Origin of the sequence: Methylotuvimicrobium sp., assembly GCF_050611805.1 — a bacterium.
Taxonomy (GTDB): domain Bacteria; phylum Pseudomonadota; class Gammaproteobacteria; order Methylococcales; family Methylomonadaceae; genus Methylotuvimicrobium.
The window spans coordinates 11,526-31,604 of the sequence record NZ_JBNGHF010000049.1 but is presented as its reverse complement, the minus strand read 5'-3'; the positions used below and the strand labels follow the sequence as shown (position 1 = coordinate 31,604).

Here is a 20,079-nt window from a genome sequence, read left to right as displayed (position 1 = left end):
AGGCGTTCCCACGCAGAGCGTGGGAACGATAATTGCCGGGGGACTGAATAGTTACGCCGTGAATGTTTTAGTTTATGCACGAAAATCGTGAGCATCCCTGAGTCCGGAATCGCAACTTTCAACGGAGATAGCGAGGTTATACCAGCCGAATAACCCTTATACAGAGCCCAACTGACAAAATATGCTGAAATTGCCAACATTCGAAAACACTGTGTTCACTCTATCGTAATGGTATTTTTTTTAATATTGGCATATAGTTGAACTTAAGCTCCTCCGTCATAACCCAGTGCAGCAGAGAGACACCATGGAATCGTTCATTCAAAATCTCGTTGAAACCCACGCAAGGCGCCCAACTCGGCTTTTAGCTATATTACGCGCCGTTCAGGCGCGATACTTCCACATTCCGAACCAAGCCATTCGCTTGCTATCCAAGGAATTAAACATTCCAACAACACGCATTATCGGCGTCATTGAATTTTATAGCTTTCTTCATTTAACACCGCGCGGACGTTACGATATATTGATCAGCGATTCGATTACCGATCACATGCTCGGCAAACACAATTTGATGGACTATTTATCTAACAAACTTTCCGTGTCGCCCGGCAGCATTCGTGAAGACGGATTGGTCAGCTTGGATAATACTTCATGCACCGGCATGTGCGATCAAGGCCCCGCCGGGCTCATTAATGGCCGCGCGATCACTCAACTTGACCGACCCAGAATCGACGCGATCGCACAATTAATCGACGAACAAAAAGCACTTGAGGACTGGCCCAAGGAATTCTTTGAGGTCGGCGATAACATCTATCAATACGATTTGCTATTGAGCAGTCGCCTTACTGCCGGAGAAGGTCTCCAAGCGACCTTCGCACGCGGCCTAAAAGAAACGCTATCGGAAGTCGATCGATCCGGACTCAGAGGACGAGGCGGCGCAGGCTTTAAAACGGCGATGAAATGGCGATTTTGCTCCGAAGAATCGGAACAAGAACGCTATGTGGTCTGCAATGCCGATGAGGGCGAACCCGGAACATTCAAAGACCGAGTATTACTGAATAGCTATGCCGACCATGTTTTCGAAGGCATGACTATTTGCGCGGCACTTATCGGTGCCAAGCAAGGTTTTCTCTATTTACGCGGCGAATACCTTCATCTCTACCAAAAATTGGAAAACGTTCTCGAACAACGCCGTCAGGCCGGCTTGCTGGGCAATAACATTCTTGGCAAAGGCCTAAATTTCGATATTGAGATATGTCTAGGCGCCGGCGCCTATATTTGCGGCGAGGAATCGGCACTCATCGAATCCTTAGAAGGCAAATGCGGTATTCCGCGAAATCGTCCGCCCTACCCTGTTTCTCAAGGCTATTTAAACAAACCGACGGTCGTCAACAATGTTGAAACTTTCGCGGCCACCGCCAACATTGCCTTACACGGAGGCGCTTGGTTCGCGGATAAAGGCACGAAAAAATCCCAAGGCACCAAAATTCTTAGCATTAGCGGCGACTGTCTACGTCCCGGCATTTACGAATATCCGTTTGGCGTTACCGTCCGGAAAATTCTGGAGGATTGCGGTGCCCATGATGTACTTGGCGTTCAAATCGGCGGACCGTCCGGCACCTTTATTTCCAACCGGGAACTCGATCGCATACTAGGATTCGAGGATTTAGCCACGGGAGGCTCGTTCATCGTCTTCAATTCGACACGCAACATTCTCGACATCGTGCGTAATTTCACTGATTTCTTCGCGCATGAAAGCTGCGGGTTCTGCACGCCTTGCCGGGTCGGCACGTCGTTGCTGAAAAAACAACTCGACAAAATCGTCGACGGCCATGGTTCGGCCGGCGATGTGGTTGCCCTTGAAGAACTGACCCGCCTGGTTAAAAACCATAGTCATTGCGGTTTAGGCCAAACGGCGGCCAATCCGATCATTCATACTTTAGAAAGATATCCCGACTTATACCAAAACCAATTGAAAAAAATCAGTTACGAGCCCGGCTTCGATTTGAACGCTTCCCTTGAAACTGCCAGACGCATGGCAAACCGTAATGATGCAGGGGCACATCTAGCCCAGGTGGAGGAATAGCATGAGCAAAACATTTACCTTGGACGGCAAGCCCATTCCATTCGAAGATGGCCAAACCATCATGGATGCCGCTACTGCGGCCGGCGTTTATATTCCACATCTATGCCATCACCCGGAATTCACGCCGCACGGTAGCTGTAAGTTATGCAACGTTAATGTCAATGGCCGCACTTGTTCGGCTTGTACATTCCCGGCAACCGAAGGCCAAAATGTATTAAGCGAAACGACCGAAATCAATCAGGACCGCCAAAAAATAACACAAATGCTATTCGTCGAAGGCAATCATTTTTGCCCGTCCTGCGAAAAATCCGGGAACTGCCAATTACAAGGGGTCGCCTACCATTTGAATATGCTCGACAATCATTTTCCGCATTTTTACGCGGAACGTAAAATGGATGCGAGCCACTCGGACGTCATGATCGACCATAATCGCTGCATTTTTTGCACCTTATGCGTTAGGGCCAGCCAACAAGCCGACGGTAAAGACGTTTTTGCGATTTCAGGCCGCGGTATTAACAAGCACTTGATCGTTAATTCCGAGTCCGGGCAGTTGAAAGACAGCGATATCGATCCCAGCGACCGAGCCGCGCACATTTGTCCGACCGGAGCGATTCTGATCAAACGAACCGGCTATACGATCCCGATCGGACAACGTATTTACGATCATAAACAAATCGATCAAGTCAGCTTGGAAACGGAGCATGAGAGTCATGACTAATAAAATCAGAGTCGCAACCACATCGCTAGCCGGCTGTTTTGGTTGCCACATGTCGTTTCTCGACATCGACGAACGCATGCTGCAACTCGCCGAGGCGGTCGAATTCGACCGTTCGCCGATTACCGACATCGAACATTGCACGAATTGCGACATCGGCTTAATCGAAGGAGGCGTCTGCAATTCGGAAAACGTTCATGTGCTGCGCGAATTTCGTAAAAACTGCAAAACACTGGTCGCGGTCGGCGCCTGCGCCATCAACGGTGGCTTGCCGGCGATGCGCAACTTTATACCACTCGAAGAATGCCTTAGCGAAGCGTACTTAGACGGTATTGGCGTCGAAAACCCGCAGATTCCAAGCGACCCGGAGCTACCTTTATTGCTGGACAAGGTTCGCCCGATTCATGAAATCGTCAAGATCGACTATTTCCTACCGGGCTGCCCGCCGTCGGCCGATGTTTTTTGGAAATTCTTGACCGACCTGCTCGAAGGCCGCGAACCGTCACTGCCTTACGAGTTGGTGCATTATGATTAATTTGGATTCTCGCGCTGAGTTAATTCGAAAGGATTATTTATTTCCCGCAGAGGCGCTGAGAACAGCATTATTAAGATTTCGGCAGTCTAATGGATTTGTGCGATGAATCCTATCATTGAGCGAACCATGAAATAAATTCTGCGCCTCTGCGCTAGAATTTTTGTTATGTATACCTCCGAAAACAATGGAGATAGCCTAAACCATCAGGGCAAACGCATTAATACACTATAGAAAATCAGATAGTTAAAATATTCTTTTTTTCCTGGTTAACTATAAGATTTGGTTTGTTTGAAACCTAAATAAGGCTTTGTGTCGCTATCGCGACGCTTATGTGTAGTCGGTTCGCGGACCGACAACCGCGATACTTTTCTTTGCTTGTCCAAAGAAAAGTATCCAAAAGAAAAGACACCCGGAGGCCGCTGCATCCTGCGCGCTGACGATTTTGCCGAGGGTTTTCGGAAGGGCTATCCTTAGCCCTCCGAAAACGAGCGGCATCCCTGCCGCTCCCCTAACGGGCTATTCTCGGCAAAATCGCCAGTGCTCGGCGCGGCCTAACGGGGCCCAGGGAGGGGCACCATAAGTTAAACCGAATTGACTAAGCGTTCTAAGCAACAGGATAACATATTCTTATGTTGATTATTTTAATGCGTTTACCCTGCCTAAACCATGACTGAGAATGAAATTGGATCGTTTGTTGTCAAATGCGCCATTGAGATTCACTGAAAAGTATTAAACATGGTAAGCAAATGAATAATTCACTCAATTCACTTTTTCGTTAGCATCTTAAAAAACTCTGCGCCTCTGCGCGAGCCAATAAAATTATCGAGAACACTTATGTACGAACATTTAGAAACAGCCGCCAGCCCGGAAAACCTTAAACGTGTCGTGGTCGATCCGGTATCGCGGGTCGAAGGTCATGGCAAAGTCACTTTATTGCTCGATGAAAACAACAAGGTCCAACAAGCCCGCTTACATATCGTCGAGTTTCGAGGCTTCGAACGCTTCATTCAGGGGCGCCCTTATTGGGAACTGCCGGTATTAGTACAACGGCTATGCGGCATCTGCCCGGTCAGCCATCATTTAGCCGCCGCCAAGGCAATCGATCAGCTCGTCGGCATCGACCCGGAAAATCTGCCTCCGGCCGCAACCAAATTAAGACGCTTGCTGCATTTCGGCCAAGTTATGCAGTCCCACGCCTTACATTTTTTCCATTTGTCGAGCCCGGATTTATTGTTCGGCTTCGAAAGCGAGATCGGTAAACGCAACATCATCGCGGTACTGGCCGAGCACCCCGAAATCGGTGTACAGGGAGTCAAGCTTCGCAAATACGGCCAAGAAGTGATCCGCATGATTTCCGGCAAGCGCGTTCACGGCACCGGTGCAATCGCCGGCGGCATGAACAAACCGTTATCCCGTGAAGAGCGCGATTATTTGTTGACCGATATCGATCAAATGATCGAATGGGCGGCGGCAACCGTACAGCTGGTCAAAAGAGTCCATTGTTCGAATCTGCCTTATTACGACGATTTCGCGACGATACGCAGTAATTATCTGGGCCTCACCCGCCCGGACGGTGCGCTGGAGCTTTATCACGGAGGTCTGCGCGCGAAAAGAGACAACGGCAAAACCATCCTCGACCATGTCGATTATTGTCGCTACAACGATTATATTCATGAAGAAGTCCGTTCCTGGACCTACATGAAGTTTCCTTATTTGTTGTCGGAAGGTAAGGAAAACGGCTGGTACCGCGTCGGCCCACTGGCCCGCGTCAATAACTGCGACTATATCGACACCCCGTTGGCCGAGGCGGCTCGCATCGAATTTAAACAACACGGCGGTGAAGCAATGGTTCATAGCACGCTGGCAACCCATTGGGCGCGCATGATAGAAACGCTACACTGCGCCGAAAGCATCAAAGTCTTACTAAACGACCCGGAAATCATGAGTAACGACCTCGTCGCGCAAGGTGAAAAGCGATTCGAAGGTATCGGTGTGATCGAGGCCCCTCGCGGCACACTATTTCATCATTATCAAGTCGATGAAAACGACATTGTCACCCGCGCCAATTTGATCGTTTCAACAACCAGCAATAACATGGGGATGAACGAATCAGTCCGTCAGGTCGCCGCCGAATATTTAAACGGTCGCGAATTGACCGAACCGCTATTAAATAATCTAGAAGTCGCAATCCGCGCCTACGACCCTTGTTTATCGTGCGCAACCCACGCGGTCGGAAAAATGCCTTTGCAATTGGAGCTAATCGACGCTGACGGGCAACTCATCGATAAATTAGTTAAACATAGCGATGGTGTTATTTCTCCCTTATGATCGAAAAAACCGTCTAAGTATAAAAGGTATGGCAAGCGCTGCACCTTTCCTTTAGACAAACCCTAGGCAAAGAGCTACACTCAATATGACAAAGGAATGTCGGCCATAATTGCACGGATGCGATAAACCGTTCCGACATATTGGTTAAGGAGTACAGCTTATGTATAGTAAATGGGTCGTAGTAGCAGATAGCAGCAGAGCACGTTTTTTTTTCTATGAGGGCAGAAAAGAACCGTTACGGGAACTTGAAGACTTAGTCCATGCCGAGGGAAAGCTCAAAACGCAGGATGTCGTTTCCGATCAACAAGGTGGACGCGGTAACGGAGCACATTCATTTGAACCGGTTACCGATGTCAAGCAACAAGAGGCCATCCGCTTTGCCCAACAAATAGGCGATAAATTGGAACAGGGCCGAGTTAATAACGAATTCAACGATCTCGTATTAATAGCCCCTCCAGCCTTCCTCGGTACGCTACGTCAAACCCTTAACGACCAAATCAAGAAACTAGTCGGCAAATCGATCGACAAAAACCTTGTTGCTCAAGACGAGTCCAGCATCCGAAGCTATCTCTGATCGATAACCATTTAACTCCGCCTTAACAAATGTTAAAGCAGCGTTAAGCCCATGACCTGGCCCCGATTTAAATCAACCGGGGCCTTCCGCCCCTTAAGAAATTTTTATTTGAAACGAATGCTTTGAAACTTCGCCCCCGGGGTCCGCGTTTCCATTTCAACGATTTTGGATAGTTCGACTTTTTGCCTTTCCCCACTATCAATAACCAAAAATTCGCGCTTATCCTGTTCAGTCACGATATCGACCGCTTTTCCTTCAACAATTCGATGTTCCGTCAGCATCAATTTGACGCGATAGCCGAACATGCAGGCTATTTCGATGTAGTCGTGAAGCTCGCAGGCGATCGGTTGATTCTTCATATGATCACTCTTTGTATTTATCTTCAAAAGATCAGTTGAGCGCCGGTGAAAGTGTTGCTGTAGACCCTTCATCCTAAAAAAGCATTCACCATGAAGATCATGAAGAATAAGCAGTCAATTCACTAACTTGTTATTCGTTTTTCTAGAACCATCGTTCACCCAAGAGGTTAGCGGGAATATTTAGGTAATCTCTTGTAATACTTCATGAACTTCATCCGCTTCATGGTTAAACTGCCGAATTTAGGTTCGTGCTTCGACTTGGCTCAGCACGAACAGTCTACAACACAATTCAACTTCTCTTTTTAGGTTTATGCAAAAAACAAAAAAGCCCCGGCCGAGATAAATCGGCCGGGGCTTTGCGTCAAGCGATGAGCTCGAACGGCGATTACATCATGCCGCCCATTCCGCCCATACCACCCATTCCGCCCATGCCACCCATATCCGGCATGCCAGCGCCTTTATCGTCGCTTGGTGCGTCGGCGATCATCACTTCAGTGGTGATCATCAGACTCGCAACAGATGCTGCATTTTGTAGCGCGAAACGAGTCACTTTCGCCGGGTCCAAAATACCCATCTCGATCATGTCGCCGTATTCGCCGGTTGCTGCATTGTAACCATAGTTACCTGTACCTTTTGCAACTTCATTCAAGACGACTGAAGACTCTTCCCCCGCGTTTTTGACAATTTGGCGCAGAGGTTCTTCCATTGCACGACGCAGAATATTGACACCGACGTCTTGATCGTGATTCAAACCTTTCAAACCTTCCAGCGATTTCAAAGCGCGGACCAGTGCAGTACCACCACCGGCAACCACACCTTCTTCAACCGCAGCACGAGTAGAATGCAGCGCATCTTCAACGCGCGCTTTTTTCTCTTTCATTTCGACTTCAGTCGCCGCGCCGACTTTGATCACTGCAACACCGCCGGCCAATTTAGCCAAACGCTCTTGCAATTTTTCTTTATCATAGTCGGAAGATGCATCATCGGCTTGCTTGCGGATTTGTGCTACCCGTGCCTTGATGCTTTCATCTGTGCCAGCACCGTCGATAACCGTAGTATTGTCTTTAGTGACTTGCACTTTTTTCGCTGTGCCCAAAAGATCCAATTCAGCTTTTTCCAAAGACAGACCGACTTCTTCCGAAATCACGGTGCCGCCAGTCAAAATCGCGATATCTTCAAGCATCGCTTTACGACGATCTCCGAAGCCAGGCGCTTTAACCGCAGCGACCTTAACGATGCCTCGCAAATTGTTGACAACCAGAGTCGCCAGCGCTTCGCCTTCGACGTCTTCGGCAACGATCAACAACGGACGACCTGATTTGGCAACACCTTCCAGTACCGGCAACAAATCACGGATGTTGGAGATTTTTTTGTCGTACAGCAGGATGAACGGATTTTCTAATTCAGCGCTCATGCTGTCTTGATTATTGATGAAGTATGGAGACAGGTAACCGCGATCGAACTGCATCCCTTCGACAACATCGAGTTGGTTGTCCAGACCTGAACCTTCTTCGACGGTGATGACACCTTCTTTACCGACTTTTTCCATCGCTTCGGCGATGATTTGACCGACCGACTCATCGGAGTTGGCCGAGATCGTGCCGACTTGCGCAATCGCTTTGCTGTCTGTGCAAGGGGTTGCTGCCGCTTCGATGGCTTTAACCGCCGTAGTCACGGCTAAGTCGATGCCCCGCTTCAAGTCCATTGGGTTCATACCGGCTGCAACTGCTTTCAAGCCTTCATTAACGATGGATTGAGCCAGAACGGTCGCAGTTGTGGTACCGTCACCGGCAACATCGGATGTATGAGACGCGACTTCTTTAACCATTTGCGCACCCATATTTTCGAATTTATCCTTCAATTCGATTTCCTTCGCAACCGAGACGCCGTCTTTGGTGATGGTCGGTGCGCCGAAGCTTTTATCTAAAACCGCATTACGGCCTTTAGGACCCAAAGTGACTTTTACCGCATTCGCTAAAATATTGACACCTGCAACCATCAGGGTACGTGCGTCACTACCGAATTTAACTTCTTTTGCTGCCATGTTTATTCCTAGATTCTGTGGTTAATGTTAAATACTTAATCAGTTAAAAAGAGTCCGTTAGCTCAGAACAGCCATGATGTCTTCTTCGCGCATCACAACGACTTCTTCACCGTCGATTTTGACTTCGCTACCTGAATATTTACCAAATAACACTTTATCGCCGACTTTAACTTCTAACGCGCGAACTTGACCGTTGTCGAGCGCTTTACCGGTTCCTACCGCTAAAACTTCACCTTGACTCGGTTTTTCGGCGGCAGAACCAGGCAGTACGATACCGCCGGCGGTTTTGGTTTCTTCTTCAACACGTTTGATAATTACTCTGTCGTGTAAAGGGCGTATTTTCATCAATATCTCCTAATCGATATAAACAATAAAGTGGATTATTAGCACTCGCTAGTAATGAGTGCTAATAATAATCAGCTTTTGCAGTCTGTCAAGTTCTTTGGCATCATTCGCACCTAAATTGATATTTATCCTAAAATATGAAAGACGACCAACTATTACGCTACAGCCGGCAAATCATGCTGCCGCAAATCGATATCGAAGGCCAGCAACAATTGCTTGGCGCACACGTCTTGATCGTCGGTGCGGGCGGCCTTGGTTCACCGGCTTCCATTTATCTCGCGGCAGCCGGTGTCGGACAAATCACTATTTACGATGACGACACAGTCGACCTTTCGAACCTACAGCGACAAATCGCTCACTACACCGACGATATTGGGACGGACAAAGTAATTTCAACCCAAAAGACCTTAAAAAAATTAAACCCGGATACTCAGGTTAATATTTTCAAGCAACGCTTGACCGGAATCGCGCTCGATAAAACCGTAGAAAAAGCCGATATCGTCCTCGATTGTAGCGATAACTTTTCGACGCGATTCGCGATTAACCGCGCCTGTGTCAAACACCAAACACCATTGGTATCCGGAGCCGCGATAAGATTTGAAGGCCAAGTGTCGGTTTTTACACCGGGATTACATGACAGCCCATGTTACAACTGTTTGTACTCGGACACGGGGGAAGAGATGCAGAATTGCGCAACCAACGGCGTTATTGCGCCAATTACCGGCATTATTGGCTGCATTCAAGCGCTTGAGGCAATTAAGTTAATTACCGGCGCCGGCGAAACGCTAACCGGGCGATTATTATTACTAGATGGTTTGACGATGGAATGGAACAGCATGAAATTAAGAAAAAACCCGAACTGCCCTACTTGCGGAAAATAGATGAATAAAATCACCCGAATTGCACTTTTTTCACCGGATGTTGAATTTTTTTCCACATCAACGAGATAATTCGGCGGGATACCCAAGCCTCTCCTTCCCGAATCACCTTGACTGCCTTATTAAAAAATCTTGCCAAATCGGTAAACTGTAAATAACCTTGAGCCCCCGATAGCAAACAATCGATGACTTCGCGATCGGTCAATTCAGGTGCGATCAAAATTATTTTGCTATCGGGACTTGCCGCATTCAATAACGCGATATATTCGGCGGTTTGCTGTTCGCGAAGTTCATATCGAAGCACAACGACAAGCGGCTTGTCTCTTTCAACCGCGATCAAGGCTTTTATTTCGTCATGATCGACTCGTATTTTTAGGCTCGGATCGTCGATAAACCGCAGAATGTCTTCGTCGTTATCAATTATTTGCAGATCAATCATAAAGTTACCGATCGTTTAGGTTATCCGGCTTTCAAAATACCACTCCATTCCCTCCTTGCTTATTTGAGTCAAAATCATCCATGTTTTCAACTTAAAAAAGAGTCTAGTCTGTTTTACGTAATTGTTAACTGTACCAAAGTACTAAATTGCTCAACCTAGATCACTCTTCAGCGTAAGTATTCAGACCCCGTTTGCAAATTACCGCAATTCAGGCGTAATTGTAGGCCTCCTCCTTTGAAAAAGGGGGATTTATTTAAAAAGTCCCCCCTAGCCCCTCGGCAACTGCTCCTGCGTTGCCCTACCTCCTGCATCCGTGCAGTCGTCTTTTTCAAAAAGGGGGACTGAACACTTACTCTTCAACAATCTGCACTCGCTGAGTAATGCCGCAAACCAGTGTGTAGGGGATGGTTCCCGACCAAGACGCTACCTCTTCGATGGGCAACGCTCCTCCCCATAGCGTCACTGGATCACCCGGCTTGGCATCGTCTTGTTCGCTCAAATCGACCGTGATCATATCCATCGATACCCTACCGATCATCGGGACGCGCTTGCCGTTAACAAGAACCGGCGTGCCGGATCGAGCATGACGAGGATAACCGTCCCCGTAGCCAATTGCGACAACCCCCATCGTAATTGGCCTATCGCACACCCAAGCACCGCCGTAACCCACCGCGTCGCCTTGCCGAACGGATTTAACGGCAATCAACCGGGAATGCAAAGCCATGACCGGCTTTAAATCGAAATCACCTCCAGTCGTTTCGGGGAACGGAGAAATCCCATACAACATAATTCCGGGTCTTACCCAGTCGGTCAACGCTTCCCGCCAACCTAAAATCCCGGCTGAATTCGCGATACTACGCGGCCCTGCAAAACCCGACAATGTCCTGTTAAATAAGTCGATTTGTTTCAAAGTCATTGGATCGGATCTCAGGTCGGCATTTGCCAAATGGGTTATAAAACCAACCGGCTGCTTGATTAACGAACTCGATCTCAAACGCTGATGAACTTTTTCGACCTCGTCAGCCGAAAACCCCAAACGGTTCATGCCGGTATCGATTTTCAACCAAGCATTGATTCCGATAGAGCCGAATTCTCGATCAATGATATCCAACTGCCCGAACGAGTGAATTAAGGGATCTAAACCAAAATCGATCAAATCGTTCAATTCCTCAGAACACGTAAAACCTTCCATAACCGCGATGCGTTGCGAAATACCGGCTTGGCGTAAGCGGATACCTTCATCGACGCGGGCCACGGCAAAGCCGTCCGCATCGATTAATCGTTCTGCGACACGCAACAAGCCATGCCCGTATGCGTTGGCTTTAATCACCGCCATAACTTTCGAGTCTGGCGCGTAGCGTCTAACCACATTCAAATTATGGCTTAACGCATCCAGGTTCAATTTGACATAAGCGGCCGGCGTCATTCGTAATCGTCTCCGCCGTAAGGGTTTCCGGCAAAGTTTTCAAACCGAGTGTATTGTCCGAGGAAAGTCAACCTGACCGTGCCTATCGGACCGTTACGTTGCTTACCGATGATAATTTCAGCAACGCCTTTCTCCGGACTATCCGGATTGTAAACCTCATCCCTATAAACAAATACGATTACGTCGGCATCCTGTTCGATACCTCCCGACTCACGTAAATCGGACATCACCGGCCGTTTATTGGGCCGCTGTTCCAAGTTCCGATTAAGCTGGGATAACGCGATAACCGGTACATTGAGTTCCTTGGCCAAGGCTTTCAAGCCTCTAGAAATATCGGAGATCTGCTGAACCCGATTATCGCCGCTTGCCGGAGACTGCATCAATTGCAAATAATCCAAAACAATCAAGCCCAACTGGCCATGCTCGCGCATCAATCGACGCGCTCTCGAACGCACTTCAGTCGGCGTCAACGCCGGCGTATCGTCGATGAACAGTTTGGTTTCAGCCAATAAATTAATCGCCGAAGTCAAACGCGGCCATTCGTCGTCATCAAGTTTACCGGTTCTAATTTTATGCTGATCGATACGTCCCAATGAGGACATCATACGCATCGCCAAGGAGTCTCCAGGCATTTCCATACTGAACACAGCAACCGGTTTATCGCCTTTAATCGCAACATTCTCCGCCATGTTCATCGCGATCGTGGTTTTACCCATTGAAGGTCGGCCTGCAACAATAATTAAATCGGACGGCTGCAGGCCCGAGGTCATTTCGTCGAAATCATTAAATCCGGTGCTGGCACCGGTGATATTGCCTTCCTGCTCGTAAAGCATTTCAATCTTATCGACTGCCTGCGCCAGCAACGACTTGATCGACGTGAAACCACCCTGCCCGCGTTGGCGCTGTTCGGCGATTTGAAATACTTGGCGCTCGGCATTTTCGAGTAATTCGGAGGTATCGCGCCCTTCAGGACTAAAAGCCGAATCGGATATATCGGTTCCGACATGGATCAACTGCCTTAAAACGGACTTATCGCGAACAATAGTCGCATAAGCGACAATGTTCGCAGCACTCGGGGTATCCTTTGCCAAGGTACCTAAATAGGCCAGACCGCCGACCTCATTCAATTGTCCGGCGGAAGCCAGTGCCTCGGATAAAGTAATGACGTCGAAAGGATCTTGTTTTTCGGCCAATTTTTCGATAGCCCGAAAAATCATTCGATGATCCTTGCGATAAAAATCGCCTTCAACAACTTTATCGGCGATCGAATCCCAGGTTTGGTTATCCAGCATCAAACCGCCGAGCACGGATTGCTCGGCTTGTATTGAATGCGGCGATACTTTTAAAGCTTCGGTTGCGTAATCGCGGTCGAATACATATTCTTCAGACATATTTTCGGTCAAGGGAAATACTGCTTAAATTAAAGTTGATCGGAAAATCAGTACGGATTTCTGAACGTTAACTCCTAAACAGGAAAATCGCGGCGATCCCGGTAGTTGGAAACACCTTTACTCCGTTCGTACTAAAAAAGTGCGGATTTATTTACCGAGCGAATCCATCAGCGAAATAGAATAAGGAAAGTCGGAGATTAAACCCGCAGACGATGACCTTTACTTCGCGCGGTCATGTTTACGGCTTTTATGGCAAGGCGCGAAAACAGGCGTCAAGCTAAGCAATGTAACTGTTTTCGCCATTCATATACCGCACAAAGAGCGCGTGAGCTTACCAGCAAATGTGGCCATGCGAAGTATAAGTGGCGCCTTAAGAATTCAGAAACCCAATTATACTATACCTATCGCACATCAAATTTCGGCGCTTCAATGCCTTCTCCCTCCGGGAGAAGGCTAGGATGAGGGGATAAAAAAACCGAAATTTGATGTGCGAACACTATAGTCGGATTAAATTAGAACTGTGTTTTTTAAGACTTTCCCAACTAACAGACCTTTCCTCGGTAAAACCATTAAACACCAATACGAGAAATCCCAACCGCCTCTCGCAATTGTTTCATAAAAGGCACACTAATCTCGCGAGCCTTTTTAGCGCCTTCCTGTAATTCGTTTTCAATATGCTCAGGCGCCTCTAGTAAGGCTTCATAACGCTCTCGGGCCGGGGCAATATGGTCGTTGATATATTCGAACAACAACTTTTTCATTTCGCCCCAAGCAATACCCTCCGCATAAAGTTTTCGAACCTCATCGACTTCCGAAGGCCGGGCAAAAGCCTGATAAATTCCAAACAAGGTACAGCCATCGGGATCTTTCGGTTCGCCCGGTTCCAAAGAATTGGTCTTGATCTTGTTTATCAGTTTTCTGAGTTTTTTCTCGGGTTCGAATAACGGAATCGTATTGTTGTAACTCTTACTCATTTTCCGCCCGTCCAAACCAGCCAGCGTCGCGGCATTTTCGGTCACGACCGCATCCGGGATGACAAAATGTTCGCCATAAATATGATTGAAACGTCCGGCGATATCACGCGCCATTTCGATATGCTGAATCTGATCCTTACCCACAGGAACCTTGTGTGCATTGAATATCAAAATGTCGGCCGCCATCAGAATCGGATAACTGAACAAGCCCATCGTAATGCCTTTGTCGGGATCGTTTTCGCCGCCTTGTTCATTTTCGGCAACCGCTGCCTTGTAAGCATGCGCCCTATTCATGAGCCCCTTTGCCGTTACACACGTCAACATCCAAGCCAACTCGGTGATCTCCGGTACATCAGATTGCCGGTAAAACACCGCATTCGACGTATCCAAGCCGAGCGCCAACCAAGTCGCCGCGATTTCAAGGCTCGATTGTCTAACTTTTTCCGGATCCTGACATTTGATCAAGGCATGGTAATCGGCCAAAAAATAAAATGGACTCACGTTTGCATCCTTACTGGCTGCAATAGCAGGCCTGATCGCGCCTACATAATTTCCCAAATGAGGAGTACCGGTGGTCGTGATACCGGTTAAAACGGTCGCTTTTGTCATTATAAATAAATCCCCAAAACCCTGACGGGGTTCACATCGTTAAAATCTGCAAAATATTACATGATTTACAACCAATAGCCATAGTCTATGCGAAAACTTTTCCGCACTAGTCCCTTTATATAATCATCGCAGATCAAAATTCGGCGCCGGGGTGTCCGTCAAAGGACGCCATGAATACGTCCCTGTAGGCTCTATGCCAGCTCCATGCTGGCAAAGCCTTTGCCACACACCCCGGCGCCTCCTCAGGCACCGCCGAAATTTGAAGTCCGAAAGTTATACTCAAAAAATGGTTAACTTTATGAAGGTATGGAGGTGTAGCTAGCGCGCAACGATGCCAAAATAGAATCCTATAATATGAAGTTACTCAACTTTCAAGGTGATTTTCATGAACAAGCATTTTATTTATAGTAAACTTCGCGCAAACAGTCTGAAAGCAAACGCGGGCACTGCCATTCACGGAAAACAATTTATCCAATTATAAAGAAGAGAGTTGACATGCTGGAATACGACGAAAAACGTAATTACATCCGAATGAGCGTCGATTGCGAACTTACCTACAAGTTAGCCGATGCAAGCGAAAGTCATTCAGGAATTTGCACATCAATTAGCGGTTCTGGTGTTTCCTTCATTGCCGATCAATCCTTCGATCCCGGAAGCGCAATGGAGGTCAATATTACACCCAAAAACACAATTACTCCGCCCATGACCGCCTATATAGAAGTCGTCAGAACGACAAAACAGGATAATGGCCGCTACGAAATTGCCGCCGCAATTAAGAGCATCAAAGGTCATTAACTTACATTATTCCAACTCGGCCGAGATTGCTAACTCATGTATACGATTACTAAGGAAGTCTATTTTTGCTATGGACATAGACTGATGAACCACCCCGGCAAGTGCCGTCATCTTCACGGACACAGCGTTAAGGCTGCTATCACGATTAAACAAGAACATCTTAACGAGCAAGGCATGGTTTGTGACTTTTCGGACATAAAAGCGTGTGTCGAAGACTATATCAACGAACATTTGGATCATAATTTTCTATTGCATAAAAACGACCCGATCATTCCGTACTTAACAGAAACCCAAGAGCGATTTATAGCTCTGGACCAGCATCCGACCGCGGAAGTACTGAGTCAAATGATTTATCAACATATTAAAGAACAAGGTTTCAATGTCGACCAAGTAACCTTATGGGAAACCGCAAGCGCTCATGCCTGTTATAGGGAAGACTGATCTATCATGAGCAGGATTCATCCGCAAAACAAAGCGGCGTGCTTGGAAACCATCTGTGCCTCTAATTACCAAAAGTTGTTAAGCTTAATTCCTAACATCAGAAACCTTGCCCAATCGGCTGTCGGAAAAGCGTCGAAAAAGCCCGACTTGCAGCTTGAGGTGCTCGAACGCTCGGCACACACACTTACTGTAAAACTCAGCCATCGATTTGATCAATTACCCAACGATTTATGGGTGCCGGATGTCACAGTCCGTATCTATCTGGACGCGGAACTCGCCGAAGTTTTGCGTGATCATGCCAGATCAGACGTTTCGCGTGTCTATAAAGACCCCGGTAAGACCTCTGAAATCTTAAATTATAAATGGCAATTAAATTATTTTTTACTGAAATGGCTAGATCACTGCCTGAGCATTAATTATCAATTCACTGATCGAAAAGTCACTGAAGTTATAGCCTGATTGCCCCCACAGCCTCTATCAACCCATACACCCTTAGCGAGTCAAATTGCGGGATAAGAAAATCCTGTTTAATCCAGTCACGAATCTCCATAAAGCACGCTGTTTCGGGCATTACTGTGAAAGTAAGCGAACCGAAGCGGGTGCGGTTGCTCGACTGACAGGCGTCGGCGGCAGGGAGCCGCCGCCGAGCCTACATGGACGTATTTACGGCGTCCTGTCGGGCGAGTGACCGCACCCAGCCATCCCTCGCACTTTCATTTGCCGGGGCGATGGCTAGACCTTCATGAACGTTACGGTCAAAGTTCGTAGATCAAAACACTTGGGCCAGTCGCTCAGGTTCCTGCGTCACTGAACAAGACTGAAATTTGTCTAATGAATAATTTAAATGTATATTTGAAATTCGCTTTTGAATATCTAACCCGCGATGCCCGAACCTACAGCCAAACCGTTAAAAACTCGAACCCGCTTAATTATCGCGGCCAGCCGAATTTTTGCCGAAAAAGGCTTTCAGGAAGCAACGATTGCCGAAATCTGCGAACAAGCCCAAACAAATATCGCTTCGGTCAATTATCATTTTCGTGACAAAGAAAGTCTATATCTCGAAGCTTGGCGCCATGCGTTTCTCAAGGACCTTGAAATTTATCCGTCGGATGGCGGCGTTGCGCCCAGTGCTTCCCCCGAAAAACGCCTAGCGGGTCGCATTCGCTCTTTGATCGCCCGCATCGCCGACGACGATTCGCATTTTTTCGCGATCATCAACAAAGAAATGGCGCAACCGACCTCGTTGTTGCCGGAAATTCTCGAAAAAGAAATCAATCCGCAGCGCCAAGCCATGCTCACACTCATTGCTGAATGCTTGGGACCAAATACGGATGAACGCACGATTCATTTTTGTCATGCCAGCATCATCGGCCAATGCTTTCATCTACTGAAAGTCAAACACATGCAAAGCCACTTTCCGGCACGAAAACACAATCCGGAATTGGAAAACCCGACAGCCTACGCCGATCATGTCGTGCATTTTTCGTTGGCCGGAATTAAGGCACTTCGCGACCGCCTCGAACCAAGCAGTGGAGACGAGACATGAGAGTCATGAATCCTTCGGTTTTACTCATTCTCGCTTTTCTCAGCGCTTGCAGTATTGACATCAAGGAATTCAATCCGCCGATTCCAGTACCAGAAACGTTCTCGATTACCGGCGGCGAATCGCTGCAGGACCGTTGGTGGCTAAACTTTAACGATCCCGCTTTGAATACCTTGATCGATACGGCGCTTCAGCAAAACCTCGATCTCACCGCGGCATTCGAAAGGCTCAAACAAGCCGAAGCCGAAGCGCGCAAGGCCGGATCCGAATTGATCCCCGCGGTTAATGCTACGACTAACGCAAATCGCTTTATCGAGGACAACGCCAATACCGGTTCGCTGACTTTCGACAACTTTTCGTTGGGCTTGATCGCCAGTTATGAACTCGACCTATGGGGCCGAATCCGCGCCGGCACTTACGCAGCCGAACAGGAAATCAAAGCCGCCGAACAAGACATCCATACCGCCGCAATTGCCTTGTCGGCCGAGATAGCGCGCATTTGGTATCTATTGACCGAACAAAAATTACAGCTCGACTTATTGAACGAACAAATCGAAGTCAATAAGCAATATGCGGACTTAGTCGAAGTCCGATTCAGAGGCGGCCAAGCAACCGCTGCCGACGTATTCCAACAGCGGCAATTACTTGAAGGCGTGGTCGGCGACCGCTATACAGTGCTCGCGAATATCGAGGTATTAAAAAATCAATTGGCGGTCTTAACCGGACAAGCCCCCGGAACATTGGACATTGTTGCCGGCGATCGTTTTCCCGAGCTCGCAGGACTACCCGAAACCGGCTTGACCTCGGATTTGATACAACGACGCCCGGATGTCAAGAAGGCCTATTATCGCCTGCAAGCCGCCGATCTTCGTATTGCCGCGGCCGTGGCCGACCGCTTTCCGAAACTCGGCTTATCGGCCAGCCTCGATACCTCGGCTCCGGACTTACAAGCCTTCTTCAATAATTGGATGGCAACGCTAGCCGGCAATCTGGTGCTGCCCTTGATCGACGGCGGACGCCGGGTGGCGGAAGTCCGGCGCACCGAGGCGGCAACAGAAGAAGCGCTGAATCTCTACGGTCAGAGCGTCTTGCAATCGTTGCAGGAAGTCGAAAACGCATTGGCACAAGAAACGCGCCAGCACGAGCGGCTAAACAGCCTCAAAGATCAATTGCGCTATCTGAACGAAGCCAATGACAACATTCGCATCCGGTCCGCCTATGGGATTTTCGATTTTTTGCGGGTGCTGTCGACATTGAACAGCTTGCAAGCCATGCAGCGAACACTCATCCGCGCCGAACGTGAATTGATCGATTACAGAATTCAACTCTACCGGTCGCTTGCGGGCGGCTGGCCGCTTACCGAACCGATTTCGAACAGGAACGATACCCATGACTAATCCCTTCAAGAAATTCGCCACACTGCTGATTTCGCTGGCGATCGTCGCATTTGCCGGGGCATTGTCTTTTTATTGGCTAAGCAATAAGCCCCGCGCGGTCCGCGCCCCCGTTACGGCCGTGGCGCCATTGGTCGAAATCATCACGCCGCAAGCCATCGATTATCAAACCACCGTTTTTGCGCTCGGCAATGTCATCCCGGCGCAAAGCGTCAATCTTAATTCGCGTGTCGACGGCATGGTCGTCTCGGTCAGCGATCAGTTCATCGAAGGCGGCTTGTTGAAAAAAGACGAAGAAATCGTCCGGCTCGACCCGACCGACTACGAATTACGCGTACGCAGAGCGCAAAGCGATCTCACCCAAGCCCGTTTCAACTTAAAAATGGAATTGGGCCAACAAGCCATCGCGCAACGCGAATATCAATTGCTCGGCCAGGAATTGGACGAACTGGCTCAAGAACTGGTCCAACGAAAACCCCATCTGGAAGCCGCCAAGGCATCGTTAAATGCCGCCGAAGCGGCGCTGGAACAAGCCAAGTTGGATCTCGAGCGCACCCGCACGATCGCGCCGTTCAACGCGGTCGTCACGGCCCGCAACGCCAATATCGGCTCCTGGGTATCGACTTTCTCGACCGGCACCCCGCTCGTGCAGTTGGTGGCAACCGATTATTATTGGATCGACGTATCGCTGCCGCTCGACAAATTACGTTGGTTAACGATCCCCGGTTTCAACGGCGACCAAGGCTCGCAGGTCTCGATCAGCTACGAAAGGGCCTGGGGACCCGATGCATTCAGAATCGGCGCCGTTAAACGCCTGAAAGCCGAAGTCGAAGCCGAAGGCCGCATGGCTAAATTACTGGTTGAAGTGGAAGATCCGCTCAGCCTAAAGCCGGCTAACCAAAATTCACCTCGCATGATGCTAGGCACATTGGTTCGGGCGGCAATTACCGGCAAAACCCTCGTCGACGTACTTCCTGTGCCGGAAACCGCATTGCATGACGGCAACCGGCTCTGGCTAATGAGCGAACAAGACACACTGGACATCGTCAAAATAACTCCCGTCTGGACCGAACAAGGCGTCGTTTACTTGCATGCCTCGGAACTACCCGATCAGCCGCGCATCATCGTCAGCGACCTTTCCACACCGGTTCAAGGCATGCGTATTCGCACCACCGAAACCGACCGTTCTTCATCCGCTAGGTAAGC

20 protein-coding genes are annotated in these 20,079 nt (G+C 48.5%); 13 read left to right on the top strand and 7 right to left on the bottom strand.

Features of this window, described 5'->3' with window-relative positions; all coding sequences use genetic code 11:
- The first annotated feature begins 304 nt into the window (after nucleotides 1-304).
- The 5 genes from ACRJJO_RS18110 (at nucleotide 305) to ACRJJO_RS18090 (ending at nucleotide 6,235) form a co-directional block, all read left to right on the top strand.
- Complete coding sequence (locus tag ACRJJO_RS18110) at nucleotides 305-2,083, top strand: NAD(P)H-dependent oxidoreductase subunit E (protein WP_431067027.1); 1,779 nt, start codon at nucleotides 305-307, stop codon at nucleotides 2,081-2,083.
- A 1-nt stretch (nucleotide 2,084) separates the two neighbouring features.
- The gene (locus ACRJJO_RS18105) at nucleotides 2,085-2,801 is read left to right on the top strand and encodes a 2Fe-2S iron-sulfur cluster-binding protein (RefSeq protein ID WP_431067026.1); all 717 of its coding nucleotides are present in this window, start codon (nucleotides 2,085-2,087) and stop codon (nucleotides 2,799-2,801) included.
- Entirely contained in the window at nucleotides 2,794-3,333 is a 540-nt protein-coding gene (locus ACRJJO_RS18100) for an NADP oxidoreductase (protein WP_046061026.1), read from the top strand. The genes ACRJJO_RS18105 and ACRJJO_RS18100 overlap by 8 nt, the downstream gene beginning before the upstream one ends.
- An 834-nt stretch (nucleotides 3,334-4,167) precedes the next feature.
- Nucleotides 4,168-5,661 (top strand): Ni/Fe hydrogenase subunit alpha, encoded by a 1,494-nt coding sequence (locus ACRJJO_RS18095; protein ID WP_431067025.1) that lies wholly within the window; start codon nucleotides 4,168-4,170, stop codon nucleotides 5,659-5,661.
- A gap of 160 nt (nucleotides 5,662-5,821) precedes the next feature.
- Nucleotides 5,822-6,235 (top strand): host attachment protein, encoded by a 414-nt coding sequence (locus tag ACRJJO_RS18090; protein ID WP_404360915.1) that lies wholly within the window; start codon nucleotides 5,822-5,824, stop codon nucleotides 6,233-6,235.
- Between the two features lie 104 nt (nucleotides 6,236-6,339).
- Here ACRJJO_RS18090 and ACRJJO_RS18085 read toward each other — a convergent pair whose 3' ends face one another.
- The 3 genes from ACRJJO_RS18085 to groES all read right to left on the bottom strand — a co-directional run bounded on the left by ACRJJO_RS18085 (nucleotide 6,340) and on the right by groES (nucleotide 8,983).
- A complete protein-coding gene (locus ACRJJO_RS18085; protein ID WP_431067024.1) occupies nucleotides 6,340-6,594 on the bottom strand; it encodes a Rho-binding antiterminator in 255 nt (84 codons plus the stop codon).
- Between the two features lie 385 nt (nucleotides 6,595-6,979).
- Nucleotides 6,980-8,638 carry a chaperonin GroEL gene (groL, locus tag ACRJJO_RS18080; RefSeq protein WP_431067023.1) on the bottom strand — a complete coding sequence of 553 codons (1,659 nt, stop codon included), beginning with the start codon at nucleotides 8,636-8,638 and terminating at the stop codon, nucleotides 6,980-6,982.
- A gap of 57 nt (nucleotides 8,639-8,695) precedes the next feature.
- The gene (gene groES / locus ACRJJO_RS18075; protein WP_341325502.1) at nucleotides 8,696-8,983 is read right to left on the bottom strand and encodes a co-chaperone GroES; all 288 of its coding nucleotides are present in this window, start codon (nucleotides 8,981-8,983) and stop codon (nucleotides 8,696-8,698) included.
- A 137-nt stretch (nucleotides 8,984-9,120) separates the two neighbouring features.
- Here groES and ACRJJO_RS18070 point away from each other — a divergent pair, with 137 nt between their 5' ends.
- Entirely contained in the window at nucleotides 9,121-9,864 is a 744-nt protein-coding gene (locus ACRJJO_RS18070; RefSeq protein WP_431067022.1) for a HesA/MoeB/ThiF family protein, read from the top strand.
- Between the two features lie 10 nt (nucleotides 9,865-9,874).
- On the opposite strand, the gene ACRJJO_RS18065 is transcribed toward ACRJJO_RS18070, so the two are convergent.
- The 4 genes from ACRJJO_RS18065 to ACRJJO_RS18050 all read right to left on the bottom strand — a co-directional run bounded on the left by ACRJJO_RS18065 (nucleotide 9,875) and on the right by ACRJJO_RS18050 (nucleotide 14,700).
- Nucleotides 9,875-10,300, bottom strand: a complete 426-nt coding sequence (locus ACRJJO_RS18065; RefSeq protein WP_431067021.1) for a DNA-binding response regulator — start codon at nucleotides 10,298-10,300, stop codon at nucleotides 9,875-9,877.
- A gap of 349 nt (nucleotides 10,301-10,649) precedes the next feature.
- Nucleotides 10,650-11,726, bottom strand: coding sequence for an alanine racemase (gene alr / locus ACRJJO_RS18060; protein ID WP_431067020.1), 1,077 nt, complete (start codon nucleotides 11,724-11,726; stop codon nucleotides 10,650-10,652).
- Nucleotides 11,723-13,117 carry a replicative DNA helicase gene (dnaB, locus tag ACRJJO_RS18055; protein WP_046061130.1) on the bottom strand — a complete coding sequence of 465 codons (1,395 nt, stop codon included), beginning with the start codon at nucleotides 13,115-13,117 and terminating at the stop codon, nucleotides 11,723-11,725. The genes alr and dnaB overlap by 4 nt, the downstream gene beginning before the upstream one ends.
- A gap of 569 nt (nucleotides 13,118-13,686) precedes the next feature.
- Nucleotides 13,687-14,700 carry a tryptophan--tRNA ligase gene (locus tag ACRJJO_RS18050; protein WP_431067019.1) on the bottom strand — a complete coding sequence of 338 codons (1,014 nt, stop codon included), beginning with the start codon at nucleotides 14,698-14,700 and terminating at the stop codon, nucleotides 13,687-13,689.
- A 495-nt stretch (nucleotides 14,701-15,195) separates the two neighbouring features.
- Between ACRJJO_RS18050 and ACRJJO_RS18045 the strand changes: the two genes are divergently transcribed.
- The 7 genes from ACRJJO_RS18045 to ACRJJO_RS18015 all read left to right on the top strand — a co-directional run bounded on the left by ACRJJO_RS18045 (nucleotide 15,196) and on the right by ACRJJO_RS18015 (nucleotide 20,077).
- Nucleotides 15,196-15,495 carry a PilZ domain-containing protein gene (locus ACRJJO_RS18045; RefSeq protein WP_014148895.1) on the top strand — a complete coding sequence of 100 codons (300 nt, stop codon included), beginning with the start codon at nucleotides 15,196-15,198 and terminating at the stop codon, nucleotides 15,493-15,495.
- A 36-nt stretch (nucleotides 15,496-15,531) separates the two neighbouring features.
- The gene (locus ACRJJO_RS18040; RefSeq protein WP_431067018.1) at nucleotides 15,532-15,936 is read left to right on the top strand and encodes a 6-pyruvoyl trahydropterin synthase family protein; all 405 of its coding nucleotides are present in this window, start codon (nucleotides 15,532-15,534) and stop codon (nucleotides 15,934-15,936) included.
- 6 nt (nucleotides 15,937-15,942) lie between these two features.
- On the top strand, nucleotides 15,943-16,395 hold the full coding sequence (locus tag ACRJJO_RS18035; protein WP_431067017.1) for a DUF1249 domain-containing protein: 453 nt from the start codon (nucleotides 15,943-15,945) through the stop codon (nucleotides 16,393-16,395).
- A gap of 46 nt (nucleotides 16,396-16,441) precedes the next feature.
- A complete protein-coding gene (locus ACRJJO_RS18030; protein WP_125219097.1) occupies nucleotides 16,442-16,624 on the top strand; it encodes a hypothetical protein in 183 nt (60 codons plus the stop codon).
- Between the two features lie 195 nt (nucleotides 16,625-16,819).
- Nucleotides 16,820-17,482, top strand: a complete 663-nt coding sequence (locus ACRJJO_RS18025; RefSeq protein WP_431067016.1) for a CerR family C-terminal domain-containing protein — start codon at nucleotides 16,820-16,822, stop codon at nucleotides 17,480-17,482.
- Nucleotides 17,479-18,876 carry an efflux transporter outer membrane subunit gene (locus ACRJJO_RS18020; RefSeq protein WP_431067015.1) on the top strand — a complete coding sequence of 466 codons (1,398 nt, stop codon included), beginning with the start codon at nucleotides 17,479-17,481 and terminating at the stop codon, nucleotides 18,874-18,876. Before ACRJJO_RS18025 ends, ACRJJO_RS18020 begins: the two co-directional genes overlap by 4 nt.
- Nucleotides 18,869-20,077, top strand: coding sequence for an efflux RND transporter periplasmic adaptor subunit (locus tag ACRJJO_RS18015; protein WP_431067014.1), 1,209 nt, complete (start codon nucleotides 18,869-18,871; stop codon nucleotides 20,075-20,077). The genes ACRJJO_RS18020 and ACRJJO_RS18015 overlap by 8 nt, the downstream gene beginning before the upstream one ends.
- Nucleotides 20,078-20,079 lie beyond the last annotated feature (2 nt).

What these genes read in the sequence shown, in the direction of transcription:
- ACRJJO_RS18040 (WP_431067018.1), top strand. Translation starts at nt 15,532, where the DNA reads ATGTATACGATTACTAAGGAAGTCTATTTTTGCTATGGACATAGACTG.
- ACRJJO_RS18070 (WP_431067022.1), top strand. Translation starts at nt 9,121, where the DNA reads ATGAAAGACGACCAACTATTACGCTACAGCCGGCAAATCATGCTGCCG.
- ACRJJO_RS18050 (WP_431067019.1), bottom strand. Translation starts at nt 14,700, where the DNA reads ATGACAAAAGCGACCGTTTTAACCGGTATCACGACCACCGGTACTCCT.
- ACRJJO_RS18020 (WP_431067015.1), top strand. Translation starts at nt 17,479, where the DNA reads ATGAGAGTCATGAATCCTTCGGTTTTACTCATTCTCGCTTTTCTCAGC.
- ACRJJO_RS18035 (WP_431067017.1), top strand. Translation starts at nt 15,943, where the DNA reads ATGAGCAGGATTCATCCGCAAAACAAAGCGGCGTGCTTGGAAACCATC.
- dnaB (WP_046061130.1), bottom strand. Translation starts at nt 13,117, where the DNA reads ATGTCTGAAGAATATGTATTCGACCGCGATTACGCAACCGAAGCTTTA.
- alr (WP_431067020.1), bottom strand. Translation starts at nt 11,726, where the DNA reads ATGACGCCGGCCGCTTATGTCAAATTGAACCTGGATGCGTTAAGCCAT.
- ACRJJO_RS18100 (WP_046061026.1), top strand. Translation starts at nt 2,794, where the DNA reads ATGACTAATAAAATCAGAGTCGCAACCACATCGCTAGCCGGCTGTTTT.
- ACRJJO_RS18095 (WP_431067025.1), top strand. Translation starts at nt 4,168, where the DNA reads ATGTACGAACATTTAGAAACAGCCGCCAGCCCGGAAAACCTTAAACGT.
- ACRJJO_RS18085 (WP_431067024.1), bottom strand. Translation starts at nt 6,594, where the DNA reads ATGAAGAATCAACCGATCGCCTGCGAGCTTCACGACTACATCGAAATA.
- ACRJJO_RS18015 (WP_431067014.1), top strand. Translation starts at nt 18,869, where the DNA reads ATGACTAATCCCTTCAAGAAATTCGCCACACTGCTGATTTCGCTGGCG.
- ACRJJO_RS18110 (WP_431067027.1), top strand. Translation starts at nt 305, where the DNA reads ATGGAATCGTTCATTCAAAATCTCGTTGAAACCCACGCAAGGCGCCCA.
- groL (WP_431067023.1), bottom strand. Translation starts at nt 8,638, where the DNA reads ATGGCAGCAAAAGAAGTTAAATTCGGTAGTGACGCACGTACCCTGATG.
- ACRJJO_RS18065 (WP_431067021.1), bottom strand. Translation starts at nt 10,300, where the DNA reads ATGATTGATCTGCAAATAATTGATAACGACGAAGACATTCTGCGGTTT.
- ACRJJO_RS18025 (WP_431067016.1), top strand. Translation starts at nt 16,820, where the DNA reads ATGCCCGAACCTACAGCCAAACCGTTAAAAACTCGAACCCGCTTAATT.
- groES (WP_341325502.1), bottom strand. Translation starts at nt 8,983, where the DNA reads ATGAAAATACGCCCTTTACACGACAGAGTAATTATCAAACGTGTTGAA.
- ACRJJO_RS18090 (WP_404360915.1), top strand. Translation starts at nt 5,822, where the DNA reads ATGTATAGTAAATGGGTCGTAGTAGCAGATAGCAGCAGAGCACGTTTT.
- ACRJJO_RS18045 (WP_014148895.1), top strand. Translation starts at nt 15,196, where the DNA reads ATGCTGGAATACGACGAAAAACGTAATTACATCCGAATGAGCGTCGAT.
- ACRJJO_RS18105 (WP_431067026.1), top strand. Translation starts at nt 2,085, where the DNA reads ATGAGCAAAACATTTACCTTGGACGGCAAGCCCATTCCATTCGAAGAT.